Source organism: Adlercreutzia sp. ZJ176 (assembly GCF_011038975.1).
Taxonomy (GTDB): Bacteria; Actinomycetota; Coriobacteriia; order Coriobacteriales; family Eggerthellaceae; genus CAAEEV01.
On sequence record NZ_JAAKEC010000002.1, the window covers coordinates 172487 to 187535 of the forward strand.

At 67.6% G+C, this 15049-nt stretch carries 14 protein-coding genes; all 14 read right to left on the bottom strand.

The genetic code is table 11. The features are described from left to right. Positions 1-74: 74 nt before the first annotated feature. Positions 75-539, bottom strand: a complete 465-nt coding sequence (locus G7Y50_RS01705; RefSeq protein WP_165054805.1) for an FHA domain-containing protein — start codon at positions 537-539, stop codon at positions 75-77. A 39-nt stretch (positions 540-578) separates the two neighbouring features. Further along, positions 579-2036: a D-alanyl-D-alanine carboxypeptidase gene (locus G7Y50_RS01710; RefSeq protein WP_241159486.1), complete on the bottom strand. Its 1458-nt coding sequence runs from the start codon at positions 2034-2036 to the stop codon at positions 579-581. Positions 2037-2058: 22 nt separating this feature from the next. Beyond that, positions 2059-4380 (bottom strand): VanW family protein, encoded by a 2322-nt coding sequence (locus tag G7Y50_RS01715; RefSeq protein WP_165056919.1) that lies wholly within the window; start codon positions 4378-4380, stop codon positions 2059-2061. 210 nt (positions 4381-4590) lie between these two features. Next, on the bottom strand, positions 4591-5199 hold the full coding sequence (locus G7Y50_RS01720; RefSeq protein ID WP_241156594.1) for a CDP-alcohol phosphatidyltransferase family protein: 609 nt from the start codon (positions 5197-5199) through the stop codon (positions 4591-4593). 273 nt (positions 5200-5472) lie between these two features. Beyond that, positions 5473-5901, bottom strand: coding sequence for a 4Fe-4S dicluster domain-containing protein (locus G7Y50_RS01725; RefSeq protein WP_165056473.1), 429 nt, complete (start codon positions 5899-5901; stop codon positions 5473-5475). Positions 5902-5908: 7 nt separating this feature from the next. After that, on the bottom strand, positions 5909-6997 hold the full coding sequence (locus G7Y50_RS01730) for a nickel-dependent hydrogenase large subunit (RefSeq protein WP_165056474.1): 1089 nt from the start codon (positions 6995-6997) through the stop codon (positions 5909-5911). 1 nt (position 6998) lies between these two features. Continuing rightward, entirely contained in the window at positions 6999-7640 is a 642-nt protein-coding gene (locus G7Y50_RS01735) for an NADH-quinone oxidoreductase subunit C (protein WP_165056475.1), read from the bottom strand. A gap of 5 nt (positions 7641-7645) precedes the next feature. Next, positions 7646-8089: an NADH-quinone oxidoreductase subunit B family protein gene (locus G7Y50_RS01740; protein ID WP_165056476.1), complete on the bottom strand. Its 444-nt coding sequence runs from the start codon at positions 8087-8089 to the stop codon at positions 7646-7648. A gap of 12 nt (positions 8090-8101) precedes the next feature. Further along, entirely contained in the window at positions 8102-8971 is an 870-nt protein-coding gene (locus G7Y50_RS11980; protein WP_241156595.1) for a respiratory chain complex I subunit 1 family protein, read from the bottom strand. A gap of 18 nt (positions 8972-8989) precedes the next feature. After that, positions 8990-10912: an NADH-quinone oxidoreductase subunit L gene (locus G7Y50_RS01745; RefSeq protein WP_241156596.1), complete on the bottom strand. Its 1923-nt coding sequence runs from the start codon at positions 10910-10912 to the stop codon at positions 8990-8992. Positions 10913-11150: 238 nt separating this feature from the next. Continuing rightward, complete coding sequence (locus tag G7Y50_RS01750) at positions 11151-12581, bottom strand: cobyrinate a,c-diamide synthase (protein WP_165056477.1); 1431 nt, start codon at positions 12579-12581, stop codon at positions 11151-11153. Between the two features lie 94 nt (positions 12582-12675). Continuing rightward, positions 12676-12990, bottom strand: coding sequence for a TusE/DsrC/DsvC family sulfur relay protein (locus G7Y50_RS01755; RefSeq protein WP_165056478.1), 315 nt, complete (start codon positions 12988-12990; stop codon positions 12676-12678). 66 nt (positions 12991-13056) lie between these two features. Beyond that, the gene (gene dsrP / locus G7Y50_RS01760; protein ID WP_165056479.1) at positions 13057-14274 is read right to left on the bottom strand and encodes a sulfate reduction electron transfer complex DsrMKJOP subunit DsrP; all 1218 of its coding nucleotides are present in this window, start codon (positions 14272-14274) and stop codon (positions 13057-13059) included. Further along, a complete protein-coding gene (dsrO, locus tag G7Y50_RS01765) occupies positions 14267-15040 on the bottom strand; it encodes a sulfate reduction electron transfer complex DsrMKJOP subunit DsrO (protein WP_165056480.1) in 774 nt (257 codons plus the stop codon). Before dsrO ends, dsrP begins: the two co-directional genes overlap by 8 nt. Positions 15041-15049 lie beyond the last annotated feature (9 nt).

Below are 15049 nucleotides of genomic sequence, written 5' to 3' on the forward strand. Positions count from 1 at the left end.
CACTTGGCGCACAAGCGCCCTCTTCCTTCTCTTCCTCTGCTTCCAGCCGCGCCTGCCTGCGGCGCGCAGCCGCCCTAAGCGCCGGGCTTGAGCGCGCTCTCCTCGTACAGCAGGCAGAACGTCCCGATCTGGATGAAGTCGCCCGAGCTGAGCGCCTTCGCCTCGACGCTCTGGTTGTTCACCCACACGCCGTTGAACGAGTTCTCGTCGGCGATGACGTAGCAGTCGCCCTCGCGCCGAAGCGTGGCGTGCATGCGCGACACCGTCATGTCGTTCAAGAAGATCGAGCACTGCGGGCTGCGCCCGATGGAAAGCTCGCGCTCCTCGGGGTTCAGCCGATACGTCACGCCCACCTGCGGGCCGCGCACCACGCGCAGCACGCACGCGCGGGCATCCCGCTTCGCCGTGGCGCGCTCCTGCTCGTCGAGCACGAGCGGCTGGAACTTCTGCGTCGCGCCGAGCAGCTTGAAGCCGCACTGCGCGCAGCTCGCGTCACCGGGGTTCACCGGCGACTGGCACACCGGGCATGTCTCTGTCATGTTCACCTTCCCGTCTGCTCCATCTCGCCTGCGGCCAGCCTACACGACCAGCGCCTGCTTGTCGTAGATGAGCGATACGTCGTTGAGGACAACCGAGTCAGCCGTGGTCGGCTCACCCGAGAATCCCTTGATGAAGCGGTCCCACCAGATGCCGATGCTCTCGAACACGCCGGGGGCCGCCACGTCCTCGCACGCCACGAGGTCCACCTCCGCGATGACCTCGTTGCCCTGGTGGAAGGTGGCGCGCCCGAGCACGTCCCCCACCTTCACGTCGCCCGTCGGCTCGTCGAACGTGAAGGACTCGCTCACGTTGCCGTCGAGCGCGAACACCTCGACCGACGCCGCGGGGTCGGCGAACGTCGCCTTCACCGTGCGGTCGGGCCAGTCGGCGTGCGCCACCTCGGCGACCACGGGCGCGTCAACCTGCGTGCCGCCCAGCGTCACCGGCACGCTCTCGGCGGCGTGCGCGAGCACATACGTCACGCGGTTGTCGTACACCCAGTCGAACAGCGTGGTGGCGTCGGCGAAGCGCTGCGCCTCGGAGCTCGACTTCAGCACGATGGCGTAGAGCTCCACGCCGTCCCGCGTCGCCGCGCCCGCGAAGCACGCGCCCGCCAGGTCGGTGAAGCCGGTCTTGATGCCGCAGGCGCCCTCGTAGACGCCGAGCAGCTCGTCGGTGCTCTCAAGCTCGATGCTCGCCTTCTCGCCCGCGCGGTCCACCTCGATGGCAGCCGCCTCCGTGCCCACGATGCCACGGAACGTCTCGTTGCCCATGGCGCATGCGGCGATCTTGGCCACGTCGGCCGCGGTGCTGTGCAGGTCGCCCTCCCACGCGCCGTCGTCGAGCCCGTGCGGGTTCGTGAACACCGAGTCGGTGCAGCCGAGCTCGGCGGCCTTGGCGTTCATGCCCTCGACGAACGCCGCGAGCGCCTCCTCGTCAGTTCCGCTGCCGCCGAGCATGACCTTGCCCACGCTCTCCGCGATGGCGATGGCGGCGTCGTTGCCCGAGGGGATCATGAGCGCCTTGAGCGCCTCCTCAAGCGACATGACGTCGCCTTCCTGCAGATGCGCGCTCGACTCGCCCACCTCGGCGGCCAAGGCGCTCACCGTGACCGGCGTGTCGAGCGGCGCGGCGTCGAGCGCCACCACCGCGGTCATGACCTTGGTGACGGAGGCGATCTGCGCGGGGTCGCTCGCGTTGCGCTCGAAGTACACCTTGCCGTCGGCGTCCACCACGATGGCGCGCTCGGCGTCGATCGAGGGGCAGACCGCCGCCGCGATGCCGCGCTGCTCCATGGCGGTGCCCGCGATCACGTCGGTGCGCCGCACGTCGGCCCAGGCGGCGTCAGCGTCCGCCAGCGCGAGCGCGCAAGGGCAAAGCGCCATGCTCGCGCACAGCAGGCCCGCGCACGCCAGGCGGCGCACGGAGGCTCCCCTGCGCCCGTGCGGGCGGGCAGGGGCGGCAGGGGCGTATGTCACGTCAGTCCTCAGCTGCATTGCCTTCGCTCTCGTTCGCTTCCTAGCCCTCGGGCGCATCGGGGCCCTTCACGATGACCTCGTCGATGGGGGCGTACACCGAGTAGAAGGAGTCCTGCCGCACCAGCGTGCCGTCCTTGGCCTTGACCGTGCGCTGCACCATGATCTCGAGGCCGTCGGTTCCCACGGTCTTGACGTAGCGCGTGCCGGGCGCGAGCGTGTCGTCGACTTCCTCGCGCGTGTCATACTCCTCGCCCTCGACCCACTCGCCGGTCTCCGTCGAGACGCTGTAGCCGAGGTCAACGCCATACAGTGTAACGGTTACGCTCGAGTCGGTGTAGCTGGTGCGCAGCAAAACATCGGAATCGGTATCGTTTCGCCAGACGAAGTCCAGGTCGGGATAGGACACGGCCGCATCGCGCCCCGCTGGGTAGCTCGCCATGTAGAGCGTGTGGTTCATGCGCTTGTCGACGGGGAAGCCGCCCTCGTACACCGCATTGAACACGGTGGTGGCCACCTGGCAGATGCCGCCGCCCGCCTCGTCGATGTACTCGCCGCCCGAGATGGCGCCTGCCGGTAGGAATCCCGCCTCCTCGTTGCAGTTGCCGGCCGTCTCGTTGAACGACCACGTGCCGCCGCCCGACTGGGTCACCGAGTTGTTGAGCAGGTCGGACACGAGGCGGATGTTGTGGTTGCGGTTGCTCGTGGACTCGGTGTTGGTGAAAAGCGTGGTGAACGAGGAGATCTCGGTGACCAGCCCGTAGCCGGCCGCCTCGTCGAAGCTCAGGGCGCCCGAGACCACCTTCGTCTCGATGGGCACCGCCTCCCCGCTTGCCACCTGGGTCGTCCCCCTCTCACGGTAGGGGCCGAACAGGTTGGCGTCGAGCGCGTTGAGCGCGGCGTCGAGCATGGGCGCGGTGACCTCGCCGCGCGGCGTGACGGTGACCTCATCGCCCGCGACGTCGAAGTCGACGGCCACGCCCGAGCCCGACGTGCTCTCGTTCAGCAGCTCCACGAGCGACGGCGTGGCGAGGGCGTGGTCAACGTAGGGCACGAGCTCGTAGGCGCCCTCCTGCCCCTCCACGCGCGTGCCGACCCAGCGAGCGAGCTCCGCGCGCTCCACCGAGAAGCTCGTGGCGCTCGTGGAGAAGGCGGCGCCGTCGGCGATGAGCGCGTTCACCGCGTCGCAGGTCTTTTGCGCGCCCGCCTCGTCGATGCGCAGCGGCGCGTACTCCACGCGCGCCACGAACGAGTGCGCGCCGTCCTCGTCGCTTAGGAGCGCCGCGTTCAGCTCGTCAGCGAGCGTCTGGCGGTTGACCATGGAGCCGTCGTGCCCCTCGACGACGCTGGCCACGCCCTCCTCGAAGGCGATGTCGAAGTCCTGGCGCGGATCGCCGATGGCCGAGTCGATGTCGCTCGCGAGGCTCTCAAGCTCGTCGGCGCCGATGTCCACGCGCACAGCGACGTTCCAGCCGCCCAGAAGCGCCCGGATGCGGTCGATGGGGCCGAGGCCCCCGCGGCCGACCTCCAGCGCCTCGTCCACGAGGCCCTCGACGGGCAGCGTCGCGTTGAGCGACTGGGCCGAGCGCACCCACAGCGACTTGCTCTTCTGCGCCTCCTCGAACGATATCTGCTCGGCGCGCGCCTGGTCCTGCACGATCTGCTGCTCGACGTCGACCGAGTTCGCCACCTCGTCGTTCGCGAAGATGATGACATGGTTGGCGGCGAGGCGGCCGGCGTACGCGTCCGACACCGCTAAGGCCGCCTCTGCCTCCGTCATGCCCGACACGTCGACGGTGCCGATGGTGACGCCGCGGTAAACTTTGCCTGCGGTGAGCCCCGCGTCGACGAGGCCGCCTACCAGAAGCACGCACGCCACCACGAGCACCACCGCCGCGACGCGGCTTCTCGCCGCCACGCGCCGCACGAGCGAGAACAGCAGGGAGATGCCGCGTCCGATGACCTTGATGAGGCCGAGGAGCACCGCCGCCAGAAGCCCGAGCACGCGCTCGGGAAGGCTCTGCTCGCCGACAACCTGCGGAGACGTGATGGGCTGCACGGGAAGGCCCGTGGCAGGCGCGTCGCGGCGCGTGCGGTCCTTCCGGCGGCCGCGCGTCCCTTGGCCGCGGGAGCCCTGCACGCCGCGCGTCGGCTGTGCCGCGCGCGCGGGTCGGGGCTTGCGCGCGGCCTGCGCGCGCGGGGCGCGTTCGCCCTCGGGCCGCTGCGGCGCCGTCTCGCGGCGCCTCCTCGTCGGCCGCTCGGCCGCGGCGCGCTTGTCGCGCCCAGGCTGCGCCGATCGCTCACGGCCGTTCTGCGCCGACGGCCGCGCCCTGCGCGCTTTCGCCTCGGGGCGCTGCTGCGGCACGTGCTCACGGTGCGGCCGTTCGCCATGCGCAGCCGCATCAGGACGCGCGTCCTTTGGCGCGTGCGGCCGTTCGCCATGCGGCGCTCCCGCCGGACGGCGCTGCGCGTTCCCGCTCGCAGCGCGCGCACCCGATGCTCCTGGCGCCCCCTGCGCAGCGCGCGGCGCGCCCTCGCGGCGCCGGGGCTCTTCTCTTCGCTCCTCGCCCACCGGCTACTCCCCCGCTTGGGCGCGCGCGGCGCGCAGCATCTTGAATGCCGCGACGCAGTAGTACACCGTGGTGCCGACGGCGAGCACGAGGCCCGCGTACACGAACCAGATGCCCCACGAGACGGCCGCGTCGGTGAATCCCGGCAGCCATGGCAGGTCGCACACGCCGAGTCCCGGCACGAGCGGCCAGTTCAGAAGCAGGCCCGCGAAGCCCACGAACAGAAACGTGGTGGCGAACTTGCCGGGGTAGATGACGGGCACGCGGATCTGGTAGCGCGAGATGAGCCACCAGCCGCCCACGAGCAGAAGCACGTCTCGCGCGACGACGAGCACGATGATCCACAGGGGAACCCGCCCCACTAAAAACACGCCGAGCACGCCCGTGACCATGAGGATGCGGTCGACCGCCGGGTCGAGCAGCTGCCCGAGCTTCGAGACGGTGTTCGTGCGGCGTGCGATCTGCCCGTCCACGAAGTCCGTCAGGGCCGCGACGGCGAACACCGCCGTCGCGGCTACGTCATATCCGTTGAGGAGCAGGACGAGGTAGACCGGGACCATGCACAGGCGTATGAAGGAGATGACGTTGGGCAGGGTGAGAACCTTGTCCGTCACTTCCTCTTCGGTTTTTCCTGAACAGCTCTGGCTGTCGCTTTGCGCTTGGTCCATGTTCGCCCGTTTCCCACGAAGGCCGGGCACGTGCCCGGCCGCTTCAGTCTCCCTGTATTCTAGCAGTCGGCCTCAAAGGCTTGAGAAGGCGCCGCGCGTCTGGCGCGTAACAATAGCTAAACTTCACAGGAGCGCAGCGGGCGCACGGAAGCACCCGCCAAGAAGCGAGCGCGGGACCCGCCGCAGCAGGCCCCGCGCTCGCGCTCGATGTCCTCGTCTCTACTTCTCCAGCTGGCCGAGCTGGTCAGGCTCGGAAAAGTCCCACTTCACCGCCGAGTTCGGCGTGACGGCCGGCTTGGGGTTCTTCGGGTCGGGCACGTCGAACACGTTGCAGAACTGCGAGACCGACACCGGCGTGTAGGTGGGCAGCATGTGCAGGCAGTCCTTCGGGCACGCGTACACGCACGAGGAGCACTGCACGCACATGAACGGGTCGATGGCCCACTTGCGGTTCTTCTTGTCAACCGTGATGGTGTGGCAGGGGCACGTCTTCGCGCAGATGCCGCACAAGATGCACTTCTCCACGTCGTTGTGGATGTGCCCCTTGAGCCCCGCGGGCGCGGGCTTCGTCTCAACGGGGTACAGCGTCGTCTCGGGCTTCTTGAACAGCGAGCCGAACGTCATGCCCCCCAGTTTAAAGCTTCCCATGGGTTCCCTACCTTTCCGTGCAGCTGATGCAGGGGTCGATGGTGAGGACGATCATGTTCACGTCGGCCAGATCACAGCCCTTGAGCGCCGTGGCCATGCCGGCGAGGTTCTGCGAGGTGGGCGTGCGCATGCGCATGCGCTCCAGGTACTTGGTGCCGTTTCCGCGCGCGTAGTAGTAGCACTCGCCGCGCGGCTGCTCGAGCACGTTGGAGGCCTGCGCGCCCTCGGCAGGCGCGCCCTTCACCGCGACGGAGATGTCGCCGGCGGGGACCTTCGCGGCAAGCTCCTTGATGATCTCGATGGACTGGAGGACCTCAAGGCAGCGCACCTTCACGCGGGCGAAGCAGTCGCCCTGCGCGTCAGTGACCGGCTGGAAGTCGGACAGCTCGCCGTAGGCGCCGCGCCCGAAGGAGCGCACGTCGTAGGGCACGTCGGACGCGCGGGAGAAGGGGCCCACCATCGAGAGGTCGAGCGCGGCCTCCTTGCTGATGAAGCCCACGCCCACCGTGCGGTTCTTGACGGACGTGTCGGTGAGCAGGGTGTTCATGATCTTGGTGTAGTCGTCCTTGATGCCGTCGAGCACGTTCACGATCTCGCGGAGCATGGCGTCGTCGATGTCGCGGTTCACGCCGCCCACCCTGACCACGGACAGGATCACGCGGCCGCCGGTTGTCTTCTCGAAGATGTCGAGCACGCGCTCGCGCAGGCGCCAGCAGTGCATGAACATGCTCTCGAAGCCGAAGGCGTCGGCCGCCAGGCCGAGCCACAGCAGGTGCGAGTGGATACGCGAGAGTTCGTGCCAGATCACGCGCAGGTACTCGGCGCGGCGCGGCACCTCGACGCCCATGAGCGACTCCACCGTCTCGGCGTAGCCGAGCGAGTGTCCCATGGCGCAGATGCCGCAGATGCGCTCAGCCACGTAGATGAACTGGTTGTAGTCGCGCGTCTCCACGAGCTTCTCGAGCCCGCGGTGCACGAACCCGATCTGCGGGATGCAGTCGATGACCGTCTCGTCCTCCACCACGAGGTCGAGGTGCAAGGGCTCAGGCAGCACGGGGTGCTGGGGGCCGAAGGGGATGATGGTTGACTTGCCCACGCTACTCACCCTTCCTCTCTGCCGCAGCCGCCTTCTTGGCCTTGGCCTCCATGGCCGCGCGCACCTTGGCGGCCTTCTCCGGGTCCATGTTGGCGAGCTTGGCCTCAAGCTCGGCCTCCTTGGCGGCGGCGTCCTCGGCTGCGCCAGCCGCAGCGGCAGTCGCGGCCTCAGCGGCCTGTGCGGGCGCCTCCTGGGCGCCGGCCTGCTCGGCCGCCTTCTTCGCCTTGGCCTCCTTGGCCGCCTTCGCCGCGGCGATCTTGCGCGCCTTGTCGCGCGCCGCCTTCTGCTCGGGCGAGATGATGGTCATGGGCTCCTTCACGGACAGGTGGTAGAAGTTGCCGCCGAAGTCGATCGCGATGCCCTCGAAGTGCACGCCGAACAGGTCGTGGATCTCGTTCTCGAACACGAACGCCTCGAGGAACACATCGGTGATCGACGGGATCACCGCGTCGCGCGGGACGCCGCTCACCACCTCGTTGTCGAGCGCGCCGTCCTTCATGAAGGAGTACACGAGGTCGACGCCGTCCTCCGTGTTCACGGCGAGCGTCTGCACGTAGCGGTAGCCCTCGGACTTGCGCGCGGCGGCCACTTCGTGGATCGCCTCGATGGAAAGCGGCGAGAAGTCTTGTTTGAACTGGGGCATGTCTCTCAAGCTCCCTTCTTGGCGGACTTCATCGCAGCCGCCTTCTCTTCGAGCACGCCGATGCCCTGCACGATGGCGTCGATGATGGCCTCGGGGCGCACGGCGCAGCCCGGGGCGTACACGTCAACCGGGATGGCCTTGTCCACGCCGCCGATGACGTTGTAGCAGTCATGGAAGATACCGCCCGAGCACGCGCAGATGCCGCAGGCCACCACGACCTTCGGCTCCACCATCTGGTCGTAGATCTCGCGCACCACGTCGATGTTCTGCGCGTTGACCGAGCCGGTCACCAAGAAGATGTCAGCGTGCTTGGGGTTGCCGGTGTTGATCACGCCGAAGCGCTCGCCGTCGAAGCCCGGGCACAGCGTCGCGAGCACCTCGATGTCGCAGCCGTTGCAGCTCGAGCCGTCGTAGTGGATGACCCAAGGCGATTTGGAAGCGTAAGCCATATCAATCACTCCCTAGATGAACATGAGGACGGCCAGGTTCACGCCGCCCGCCACGAGCGCCACCGCCCAGGCCGACTTCAACATGAACTGCCACTTCACGCGTGCGAAATTGTTGTCGATCCAGATCTCGAGGAAGTACACCGCGAGTGCCACGACCACCGCGAGCAGGACGGAGAGCGGGCTGCCCCACACGAAGAACATGCCCACCCAGCCCATGAACAGGACCGTCTCGCACCAGTGCATGATCTCCACGAGCGCGAGCGTAGGGCCGCTCATCTCGGTGGTCACGCCGCGCACGATCTCCTGGTGCGCGTGATGCGACATGGACAGGTCGAACGGCGACTTGCGCAGCTTGATGGTGAGGATGAACAGCAGGCCCAGGAACACCAGCCACACCGTGGTGACGATGGGCGCGTCGAGCGAGAACACGGCGCTCACGTCGAAGGAGCCCGCCGCCATGAAGAACCCGACGGCCATGAGCAGCACCATGGGCTCGTACGACATCACCTGCAGCGTCTCGCGCGCCGCGCCCACCTCAGCGTAGGGCGAGCGGGAGGAGTACGCCGCGATGATGAAGAACAGGCTCGAGAGCGTGATGACGAACACGCACAGAAGCAGGTTGCCGCCCGTGTAGAAGATGCCGCCGGCCAAGCAGGCGAACACGAGCGCGCAGGCGACGTAGGTGCCCTCCACCGAGTTCACCGACACGCGCTCCTTGCCCAGAAGCTTGCGCACGTCGTAGTACGGCTGGAGGATCGGCGGCCCCACGCGCCCCTGCATGCGCGCCGAGATGACGCGGTCGAGGCCCGCGAGCAGGCAGCCCGCCACCGGCGCCAGGACGGCGAACAGGAGGGTGCCGATAAGCGTAATGAGAATGGTCATGTGTATCACACCCCTGCCTTAGAGCATCATCGGCATGCCGATTGCGGCCATGACGAATGCGGCTACCATGATGATCGTGTTGAACGCGACGCCGACGGGCGCGATGCGCTTCTCGCCGAAGACGCCTTCCATGTACCAGTTGCGCACCGTCGCCGTGCTCTCGCCCGAGAGCGCGTTCTGGAAGGTGCGGCCCGCGTTGTCGCGGCTCACGCCCGAGAGGTAGACGCCCACGGTGCGCGCCTTGCTCGCGCGCCCCACGCCGGCGAACAGCACGATAACCACGAGCGCCACGGCGATGCTGCCGATCCACAGGTTGTCAGCCGAGACGGCCTGCCCGAGCGTGCCGTAGATCGACACGATGTAGGGCTCGACCATGTACGCCGAGATAAGCGGCAGAAGCGCGCAGCTCGCCACGAGGAGCACGGCCATGAGCAGCACGGCCGCCCACTCGCTCTTGTGCACGGTGAGCTCGACGTTCTCGGGCTCGCCCGCGATGCCGGCGAGCTTGCCGAGCCACTTCGCCCAGAACATGAAGGTGGCCGCCGAGCCGAACGCCAGGATGACGATGAGCGCAATCTGGTTCATGTCGACGAACGACACGAGCGTGGCCCACTTCGCCACGAGCATGCCGAACGGCGCGATGAACATGCACATGATGCCGAGCATCATGTAGCGGGCGAGGCGCGGCATGCGCTCGAACAGGAGGTCCATGTCCTCGATGTCACGCGAGCCGATGTGGTGCTCGGCCGTGCCCACGCAGAGGAACAGCAGGCTCTTCGCGATGGCGTGGAACAGGATGAGGAACTCAGCCGCCCACACCGCCTCGGGCGTGCCCACGCCCGCGCAGGCCGTGATGAGACCCAAGTTCGCGATGGTGGAGTACGCCAGCACGCGCTTGGCGTTGCTCTGCGAGATGGCCATGAACGAGCATAGAAGGAACGTGATGGCGCCCACGAGCATGACCATGAGCGAGGGAACCGGGCACACCAGCATGATGGGCGAGAGCTTCACCAGGAGGAACACGCCCGCCTTCACCATCGTGGAGGAGTGCAGAAGCGCGCTCGTGGGGGTGGGAGCCACCATGGCGCCCAGAAGCCAGGTCTGGAACGGCATCTGCGCGGCCTTGGTGATGCCCGCGAACGCGAGCGCCACCACGGCGAGCATGACGAGCGCGGGGTTGCTCACGCCGATCACGAGGAACTCGTAGAACGACAGCGTCCCCACCTGCGTGGCGCAGATGATGAGCGCCACCGCGAAGCCGATGCCGCCGAGCAGGTTCATGATGATCTGGCGGAAGGCGTTGTTGATGGCCTCCTCGGTCTTCGTGAAGCCGATGAGGAGGAACGAGCACAGCGTGGTGATCTCCCAGCCCGTGAACATCCACGCCATGTTATTGGAGAACACGATGACGAACATGGCGGAGAGGAACACGAACATGATCGCGAAGAAGGTGGGACGGCGGTCGCGCGCGCCCTCGGGCTCGTGCGCCTGGAAGTCCTTCATGTAGCCGAGCGCGTACACGCAGATGCCGCTGCCGATCACGCCGATGATGAACGCCATGAGCAGCGAGAGCGAGTCGACGTAGAGGCCGTAGGGCACGCTCATGCCGTGCGCGAGCGCCAGCTCGAAGTAGAGCGAGAGCGCGAGCTGCGCCAGCCCGAGCACGCCGGCCCACACGTTTTTGTACTTCACGGCGAACGCGAGGATCACGCCCACGATGACGCAGCTCAAAAGCGTGCAGATGGTGTCGACCACCGGCGAGGAGAACTCGAAGAGCACCGTCTGCGTCCCGAGGTTCATGGCCACCAGCGCCACGGATGCCACGGCGATGATGATGGCCGAGGCCCACACGATCGCATCCCGCGCCTTGTCTTGGCGCGCCACCATCAGGAGCAGCGCGGCCACAAGCGGGAACACGATGAGAAATCCAAGCATTGCCATGCAGGCTCCCCTTTCATCCTAGTCTTTTCTTTTCCGATTATTTGTGTCCGAGGAGAATTCAGTTCGGGCATAAACAATAAGCTACTCTAGCAAAGGGCGTGTCACATCCCCCGCAAAAGGTCCCATGGGGGTGTTTTGTTCGGTGAAAGATGCGCAATCACCGCGCCGAAACCGTTCGCCGACGTTTTCAGCGCGGCGGCTCGGTATTACGTTTCCGCAGGTAGGCAATGAAAAAGAGTTATCGTCCCGCCACCCGGGCACCTGCGGCGGCACCCACGAAGCCGCGTGCCCACCCCGGCGAGGCGAGCGCGTTCACGTGGAGGTAGCTCGCCACCACGTTGCCCGCGCATATCCCGTCGCGCCCGCGCTCGACGCCGCGCCCGCGCACGTTCTCGTACGCGAAGCGGTGCGCGCCGGGCCCGGCGACCACGCGCGAGTGGTGGTGCTCGTGCCCGGTGAGCACGGTGCCCGCGGGCAGCCACGGGTGCGCGTCCGTGGCGCGCGCGACGGCGTAGCCGTGCCCCTGGCGCGCCTGCTCCATCACCACGTCGAAGTCGAGCACCCCCGCCATCTCGTACGCGCGCCCGTCCGCGTGCAGGCGCCGCCCCAAGAACATGAGGCCGCCGCACTCCGCGCACGCCACGCCCCCGTCTGCGGCGAACGCGCGCACGCTCGCGCGGAAGGAGGCGTTCGCCTCGATCTGCGCGGCGAACGCCTCGGGGAACCCGCCGCCGACGTACAGGCCGCTTGCGCCCTCGGGCAGGCTCGCGTCGCGCATGCTGTCGACGAACGCGAGGCGCGCGCCGGCCTGTTCGAGCGCGCGGAGGTTCTCGGGGTAGTAGAAGCTGAATGCGGCGTCGCGCACGACGGCGATGAGCGGGCGCGCGGCTTCCGCCTGCGCCGACGCCTGCGCCTGCGTCGCTGTCGGCGCCACGTGCGCGGCGCAGCGCGGGGCCGCCTCGAGCGGCGGCGCGCTCGCGGCGATCGCGAGCAGGGCGTCGAGGTCGATGCTCTCCTCGACGAGCGCCGCGGCCGCCTCGCAGAGCGCCTCGGCAGCCTCGGACTCCAAGCAGGTCACGAGCCCGAGGTGCCGATCGGCGATCCTCAGGCGCTCGTCGTCGGGGACCACGCCGATCACGGGGACGTCGCAGCACGCCTCCACCGACTCGCGCATGACGCGCTCGTGCCGGGGGCCGCGCACGCGGTTCAGGATGACGCCCGCGATGCGCACCTCGGCGTCGAAGCAGATGAGCCCGAGCGTGATCGCGGCCGCCGTGCGCGTCATGCGCGTGGCGTCGAGCACCACGACGACCGGCGTCGCCGTCTGCTTGGCCACCTCCGCCGACGAGCTGCTGCCCGAGGCGTCCATCCCGTCGTAGAGCCCCATCGCGCCCTCGACCACGGCCACGCCAGCTCCGGCGCTCGCCTCGCACATGACGGCGCGCAAACGCGCCGGGTCCATGAAGAACGCGTCGAGGTTGCGGCTCGCGCGCCCGGCGGCCACGCCGTGCCAGCCGGCGTCGATGAAGTCCGGGCCCTTCTTGAAGGGCTGCGGCGCCCACCCGCGCTTCTCGAGCGCGCGCAGGATGCCCAAGGTGATCACGGTCTTCCCGCTCTTCCCATGGGACGCGGACACCATGATGCGCGGCAAGTTGAAGGTTTCGCTCATGAGCTGCCTCCTGTGAACGAAGCGGCGCGCACGAAGGCGCACAAAAAAAGAGGTGATGGGCAAGCTTGATGCCCATCACCTCGTCGCTGCGGACTTACACGCAGCCGGTCGGCTTCATCAAGCCGGCGATCTTGCAAGCTCCCTTGCCCGGACCGCTCGGGAAGAGCTCGTAGATCTCAGCGTTCGACTTGCCCGTGTCCTTGAGCATCTTGCGAACCATCGGCGCCACGCCGAAGTCCGCGTAGTACTCGCGCAGGTAGTTGATGACGGCCCAGTGATCGTCGGTCAGCTCGACCTCCTCGGTCTCCGCGAGCTTGTGGGCCACCTCCTCGTCCCACTGCGAGGGATCCTCGAGGAAGCCGTCCTCGTCGAGTTGCAGGATGCGATCCCCTACTTGAAGCTCTGCCATATGCAGCCTCCTTACCTTGGTATCAGGTACGTACCTTCTATGTTTAGCCGCGGCTGCGGCGAAACATCAGCCCAGGGCCAGCTCCTCCTCGCCCGCCCGCGCGTGCGCCGCCTCGTCGCGCCGCGGCTTCTGCTCGAGCGAGGCGCGCACGCCGACGGCCACCTTGTAGAGCACCGTGAGCACGAGCAGCCCGATGCCGTACACCCCCGCGATCACGAGGATCTCGTTGAGCGTCGGGACGTACTGGACGACCTGCTCGAACGAGTTCGGCACGAAGCCCGCGAGCACGAGCCCGAGGCCCTTGTCGATCCAGCAGGCGAGAAACACCGCGATGAGCGCCACGATGAGCGCGCGGTGGTTCGTGCGCATCTTCGGCACCAGGAGCAGGGTGATGCCGGCAAACGCGAGCACGACGGCCGTCCACATGAACGGCACGAGGTTCCCCGCGCCGTCGATCCCGAAGAACAGGTACTCGAGCGGGGCGGTGTGCGACGGGATGCCGCTGTAGAAGCTCGTGAAGATCTCGAGCAGGAAGAAGAACACGTTGAGGATCATAGCGTAGCACACGATCTTCGCGAGCGAGTCGATGGCCTTGTCGCTCGCCTTGAAGGGCGTGAGCTTGCGCATGACGAAGCACAGAAGGATCAATAGCGCCGGGCCCGCGGCGAACGCCGAGGAGAGGAAGCGCGCCGCGAGGATGGCGGTCATCCAGTAGGCGCGCCCGGGCAGGCCGCAGAACAGAAACGCCGTGACCGTGTGGATGCTCACCGCGAGCGGGATGGCGATGATGCTCAGCACGTGCGCCCACTTCGGCGGCGGGAAGCCCTTGCGCTCGGCGCCGAGTGCCGCCCAGCCGATGAGGATGTTCACCACGAGGTAGGACGACAGCACCACCATGTCCCAGAAGATCATGGCATGCGGCGTGGCGTACAGGATCACGTTCATGATGCGCGCGGGCTGGCCCAAGTCCACCAGCACGAACAGCATCGCCATGAGCACCGCGGCCACCGCCAGAAACTCGCCGAATATGACGATCTTCCCGAACTCCTTGTAGTTATGCAGGTAGTACGGGATGGCGACCATGACGCCGGAGGCGGCGACGCCCACGAAGAAGGCGAACTGGGCGATGTAGAGGCCCCAGCTCACGTCGCGGCTCATGCCGGTGACCACCAGCCCGTTCTGGATCTGGTTCGCGTACGCCAGGATGCCCACGCCGATGACCACCAAAAGGAAGGCGACCCACCCCCAGTACAGCTTGGAGCCGTGCAAGGCCTTTTCAAGCACGCTGCTCACCACCCTCCACGATGTAGTAAACGCTCGGACCCGTGCCGAGCTCGACGCGCCGGCGTATCGAAAAGCCCTTCGCCAGCGCGCGCCGCACGTCGGAGTCGGGGTCGTTCAAGTCGCCGAACAGTATGGCGCCCTGGGACAGCTCAGCGCACAGAGGCGGCATCCCCTTGTCGATGCGCTCGGAGCAGAGCATGCACTTCTCCACGACGCCGCGCACCCGCGTGGGGTAAGCGGGGTCGATCTCGGCGAGGTGCAGCCGCGGGTCGTCGAAGTTCAGGCTGCGCGCGCCGTAGGGGCACGCGCCCATGCAGAAGCGGCAGCCGATGCAGCGGTGGTAGTCCATGCTCACGATGCCGTCAGGGCGCTTGAACGTGGCCTTCGTGGGGCACACGCGCACGCATGGCGGCTCCTCGCAGTGGTTGCAGAGCATGGGGAACTCCATCTCCTCCACGCCCTCGCTCACGTACGTGCTCGCGATGTCGGGAAACGCGTGCTCGAAGCTCTCGGGCCAGATCCACTTGACGGCGGTCTTCTCGCCTTCGATCGCCGGCACGTTGTGCGCCTTGTGGCACGCCTCGATGATCCGGTCGAGCACGCCGGCCCGGTTGAGCTTCCGCTCGTCTACGACCAGGGCCCAGCGCTTGCCCGACGCGCCCTGAGCTGCACTCGGGGCCTCGCCGCCCGATGCGCAGCCCGTCAAGGGCACCAGGCCCGCAGCGCACGCCACGAGGCCGGCCTTGATGAAGTCCCGTCTTTCCATACCGCCAAC

Excerpts from the sequence above, each read along its gene's own strand:
- G7Y50_RS01755 (WP_165056478.1), bottom strand. The coding sequence starts at position 12,990 with ATGGCAGAGCTTCAAGTAGGGGATCGCATCCTGCAACTCGACGAGGAC.
- G7Y50_RS11980 (WP_241156595.1), bottom strand. The coding sequence starts at position 8,971 with ATGACCATTCTCATTACGCTTATCGGCACCCTCCTGTTCGCCGTCCTG.
- G7Y50_RS01750 (WP_165056477.1), bottom strand. The coding sequence starts at position 12,581 with ATGAGCGAAACCTTCAACTTGCCGCGCATCATGGTGTCCGCGTCCCAT.
- G7Y50_RS01740 (WP_165056476.1), bottom strand. The coding sequence starts at position 8,089 with ATGGCTTACGCTTCCAAATCGCCTTGGGTCATCCACTACGACGGCTCG.
- G7Y50_RS01705 (WP_165054805.1), bottom strand. The coding sequence starts at position 539 with ATGACAGAGACATGCCCGGTGTGCCAGTCGCCGGTGAACCCCGGTGAC.
- G7Y50_RS01735 (WP_165056475.1), bottom strand. The coding sequence starts at position 7,640 with ATGCCCCAGTTCAAACAAGACTTCTCGCCGCTTTCCATCGAGGCGATC.
- G7Y50_RS01725 (WP_165056473.1), bottom strand. The coding sequence starts at position 5,901 with ATGGGAAGCTTTAAACTGGGGGGCATGACGTTCGGCTCGCTGTTCAAG.
- G7Y50_RS01745 (WP_241156596.1), bottom strand. The coding sequence starts at position 10,912 with ATGGCAATGCTTGGATTTCTCATCGTGTTCCCGCTTGTGGCCGCGCTG.
- G7Y50_RS01710 (WP_241159486.1), bottom strand. The coding sequence starts at position 2,036 with ATGCAGCTGAGGACTGACGTGACATACGCCCCTGCCGCCCCTGCCCGC.
- dsrO (WP_165056480.1), bottom strand. The coding sequence starts at position 15,040 with ATGGAAAGACGGGACTTCATCAAGGCCGGCCTCGTGGCGTGCGCTGCG.